Raw genomic sequence first — 3,449 nt, forward strand, 5'->3', positions numbered from 1 at the left:
ACACTTATCCACAACCAGTCCTGCTTTAGACCGGTCTCCACCCCGGCTCAAAACTCGATCGGCGCGGTGGCTCAAAATTCACTCGGCGCGGACAGACGAGGAACCCATCCGTCAGTGTCGCGATAGCGACCAGCGCCCCGCCTTACGGCCACTAGTACGCCGCATATCTCTTTTGCGTTAAGGGCCGCTGGCAAGAGATTTGCATGCGCTTTGAACCATGCGAAGACTCACCAGCTATGAGACCCGGCAGATGGCATAGCAGTCGGTGACTGCGGGGCCGTTGTACCCCGCAGTCGGTAGCAACCTATAACTCCCCGCCATCGGGAGGATATTTAAGCGACCGCGGATTCCGGCGCTTGGGTGGCGCCAGCTGTCGCAACCGTCTTCGTGGTAGCGGTCATTTTTCTCTTTGGAGCCTTTTTAGCCCCGACCTTTTTCGTCGCAGTTGTCGAAGCTTTTTTGGCAGTCGTTTTCTTGCCTACCGAGGCAGCCTTCTTCGCCGGACTCTTCGCTGCAATGGACTTCTTCGCTGATTTGCGCGCCTCGACCGCAGCGCTGACGTCCACTCCTGCGCCTGCACCATCTATCAAGAATTTGCTCCGGTCCGCGCCCAACCAACCTGGTGCTCGCCCTCGTCCGCTCCAGGTCGCGCCAGATTTCGGGTCGCGGTACATAGCTGGCTGGGGCCCCTTTCGCTGACCTTTGCGTGTAACTGCACCGACCGCCGAAGACTTCTTAACTGCGGCCTTCGCCTTACCTGTGGCACCAGCACTTGCGGCAATAGCCGTTTCAGCACCTTCTGCGATCAGAAATTTGGTGCGGTCCTTCGCGCCAGCAATCCAGGCCGGTGCACGGCCATGCCCGCTCCAGGTTGCACCTGTTTTAGGATCCAGGTACTTCGGTACTGGTTTAGCTTTTTCTCCATGGGCAACGTTCACCTTGCCGCTGGGCGCGCTGCCATTGAGCGCCTTGCCCTCACGTTTCGCCTTTGCTTTGGCCTCAATGTCAGCCGCGGTAAGACCGTGCTCCAACATCAACGCACGAATCTGGTCCACTGCAACCTGCGCCTTCTTTGCCAGCATCGCGTCGGCTTGCGCCTGAAGTTTCTTAAGCTTTGCCTGAACCTGTTCCAATGTCGCCATGGCAACTCACCTTTTTGTTGAGAAACAATCGAACTATGCCATGCACTTGCCTTTTAATGCTATGGATTCAAACACAATCAGCGCTATTTTCGTCTTATTTGGCATTGCAAATGTAAGAAATGGCCGCTGAGCATCGGGATGCCGGTGGGCCTCGGCGGCTAATTTGACAGTGCCAAATCTACCGATGCAGATTCAGGTAGCGCGCTTATGGGCTATTGTTGAAGGGCGGCGCGACTATGAGTACTTTTAAACTCTTTTGCGGCAAGCCACCCAAGGTGACGACTGAATGCCCACACCCCGTAGGCAGTACGAACGTCAAATCGGGAGGGACCGCCCGATTCCCGAACGTTGACTGCCCTATTAAAGGACGGCGGCGCCGATTCGAGCCTTTCGGAGGACAACTCGCGTAACTTCCAAGAGCGCCCCGTTGCTGCGGGAAAATGCAGGCTTCGGCCAGCGCAACGCGATTCTCGCCGACGCCCTCAGTGCGACGGTTGCGTGGACAGAGGAAATGCGCAAAATCATCGCGGTAGAAGACCTGAACTTCACGGTAAAGAAGAAAGCGATGACCCAGCTCAGCCCAAGGGAGCGCGCATGCTCTCCGGGCCGCTCTACGCGACATACCGGCAGTTGCTCAAGGCAAAGTGCCTCCGCGCCGGCGTCGAACTGATCAGGACTGGTCCAGTCCTATACCTCAACAATCGGCACGGGGGAAATACGCATCGTGGCGGGTCCGGAGCGCGCGTGCTGCGGCGGCGGGCGTGATCGCGCGTCGCGGGCAGAAGTTGACTGAACGTCTACCAGGCGCCGGCACGGTTATCCTCGTTCCGTTGCGGGGTGGCCATCACACTCTCGAGCTATCTACAAGAAAAAGCCAGGATTCGCGTGCGGTTGCCTTGCGTAGTGTTCATGCGGCGTACGGAGGTGGCGTCCACGCCTGCCCGCTTGGACCCGCTTGATCACGCAATTCCTCCACTAGTCTTCTTCAAAGGATCGTCGAGTGCCAGTGCCTGGCGGCACGACCTGACACGCGGGGCCCCGAAGGCAAACCTTGTAGCCGTCTATGGACCTCCGAACCACCTAGCCACTACCACAATGGCTAACCAGTTGCTGCGGCCCGACCGCCCTCATGCGGCTCAAATTGCCGCGTACGCGCAGCGGACAGCAACTTCAGCATGATTTCGCGGAAAGAGGCAGCAAAATCTTTGTTTATGGGCTCGCGGAGTCTACCAAGGGAAGCGTGCCTGCGCGAAAGTTCCTAGGGAATCTCACTCGGCACGATGAGCTGCGCGAGGAATGCCGGCGCCGGATTTCGCAACGCAGGCTCTTCCATCCTGAGCGTCCGTTGCATCCGCCGACGCGGTGACGACTGTTTAAAAGACGACGCTACACAGCAAAATCAAAGGAGCTTTACATGCTTACCGAAACCGAACAGGCTGCCTCTTTCCGTATCGTAAACTTGCTGTCTGAACTTGCACATGCAGCGTTGCCACATACGCCAGACAAAGACATTGTCCTGAGCGCCGAGCAGGCGAAAGCGCTGCGCATATTCATCGACCTGATTTATAGATTTCGGCCATGCCCCTCCGCCGGACAATCCGACGGGTAGCAAACTACGTGAGGCAACAGGTCAGCACGAGTTGCAATTCTGATGAGTCAATGCGCCGGCCAAGATGTTTGTCGGTAAACCGGACTTCCTGCTTGACGCTGTCCACCGAACTTATCAATCAGGAGCTTTCGGCATTAGACCGCTGTTCTCGACGAGGAGAACAGGGATGAGTGTGACGCCGGCGTCAACCAACTTGTCATACGTACTCCAGCCCAGGAACATGACCTCCTTTCCCCCAGAAAGGTCGACCACTGGACGATGGTATCCGTGACTGATGGAAGCCGGAGAACGGTGCTCAAACCAGTCGGAGTCCGGCGAGTCAAACGCGTTTGTTCTAGCTTGCACCAGCTTCTGGTACGGCATTTCCACACTTGCACCAGCTTCTGGTACGGCATTTCCACACGCTTCATCTTGTCGAAGCCTGGATTATCCGTGACGAACGTCTCAACGTCTGGCTCATTGATCAAGATACCGCCCATCTGAAACTGTCTCACGCTCATGACTCTCTGTGGCTGTAGATTTTAGAATGGAATTTGTGCGCTCATACGTGGAACCGATACGTTCAATCCCCCTCCCGCAAGCGCAGATCCTCGACACGCTTGTTTTGAGGAATGGTTTGCCACCGAAGACGACTGTCTCCAATACATCGAGCGGCTGCGATGGCGAGACGGATTTGAATGTCCTCGCTGCGGATACCG

The 3,449-nt window shown here is 56.8% G+C and carries 4 protein-coding genes; 3 read left to right on the top strand and 1 reads right to left on the bottom strand.

The annotated features are described in order from the left end of the window. Positions 1-332: 332 nt before the first annotated feature. Positions 333-1,142 (bottom strand): H-NS family nucleoid-associated regulatory protein, encoded by an 810-nt coding sequence (locus P3T21_RS38185; protein WP_429261020.1) that lies wholly within the window; start codon positions 1,140-1,142, stop codon positions 333-335. A 427-nt stretch (positions 1,143-1,569) separates the two neighbouring features. On the opposite strand from P3T21_RS38185, the gene P3T21_RS38190 reads away from it, so the two are divergent. The 3 genes from P3T21_RS38190 to P3T21_RS38200 form a co-directional block, all read left to right on the top strand. Next, positions 1,570-1,812 carry a hypothetical protein gene (locus P3T21_RS38190; RefSeq protein ID WP_429261021.1) on the top strand — a complete coding sequence of 81 codons (243 nt, stop codon included), beginning with the start codon at positions 1,570-1,572 and terminating at the stop codon, positions 1,810-1,812. Between the two features lie 744 nt (positions 1,813-2,556). Beyond that, positions 2,557-2,751 carry a hypothetical protein gene (locus P3T21_RS38195; protein ID WP_429261022.1) on the top strand — a complete coding sequence of 65 codons (195 nt, stop codon included), beginning with the start codon at positions 2,557-2,559 and terminating at the stop codon, positions 2,749-2,751. Positions 2,752-3,294: 543 nt separating this feature from the next. Then, positions 3,295-3,449 (top strand): transposase (locus P3T21_RS38200; RefSeq protein ID WP_429261023.1); only part of this gene is annotated, 155 nt, incomplete at its 3' end.

Source organism: Paraburkholderia sp. GAS334 (assembly GCF_050436625.1).
Taxonomy (GTDB): Bacteria; Pseudomonadota; Gammaproteobacteria; order Burkholderiales; family Burkholderiaceae; genus Paraburkholderia.